At 67.4% G+C, this 639-nt stretch carries 1 protein-coding gene; it reads left to right on the top strand.

Translation table 11 applies throughout. The annotated features are described in order from the left end of the window. Positions 1 to 639: SDR family NAD(P)-dependent oxidoreductase (locus tag ACTWP5_RS32115; RefSeq protein WP_443224713.1), on the top strand; the 639-nt coding region annotated here is incomplete at both ends.

The following is a 639-nucleotide window of genomic DNA, read 5'->3' on the forward strand; positions in this document are numbered from 1 at the left end:
GGGTGTTGGTGCCGCGGTTGGTGCGTGTGGTGGGTGTTGTGGGTGGGGTGTCTGCTGGTGTGGTGGGTTCGGTTGCGGGTGGGACGGTGTTGGTGACGGGTGGGACGGGGACGTTGGGTGGGTTGGTTGCGCGTCATTTGGTGGCTGAGTACGGGGTGCGGTCGTTGGTGTTGACCAGCCGTCGAGGCATGGATGCCGGGGGCGCGGTGGAGTTGGTGGCGGAGTTGGAGGCGGCGGGCGCGGTGGTGGAGGTGGCGGCGTGTGATGTGGCGGATCGGGAGCAGTTGGCGCAGGCGTTGGCGTTGGTGCCGGAGGAGTTCCCGCTGAGGGGTGTCGTCCACGCGGCCGGCGTCCTCGACGACGGGCTCGTCACCTCCCTGAGCGCGGAGCGGCTGCGCGACGTGCTGCGGCCGAAGGTCGACGCGGCGGTGAACCTGCACGAGCTGACCCGCGACGCCGACCTCAGCATGTTCGTTCTCTACTCCTCGGCGGCCGGCATATTCGGTAATGCGGGTCAGGGGAATTATGCGGCGGCGAATGCGTTTTTGGATGCGTTGGCGGCGTATCGGTGTGGGTTGGGGTTGTCGGGTGTTTCGTTGGCGTGGGGTTTGTGGGGTGCGGAGAGTGGGATGACGGGTG

The sequence above is a fragment of the Streptomyces sp. 4N509B genome, assembly GCF_052245655.1.
Lineage (GTDB): Bacteria > Actinomycetota > Actinomycetes > Streptomycetales > Streptomycetaceae > Streptomyces.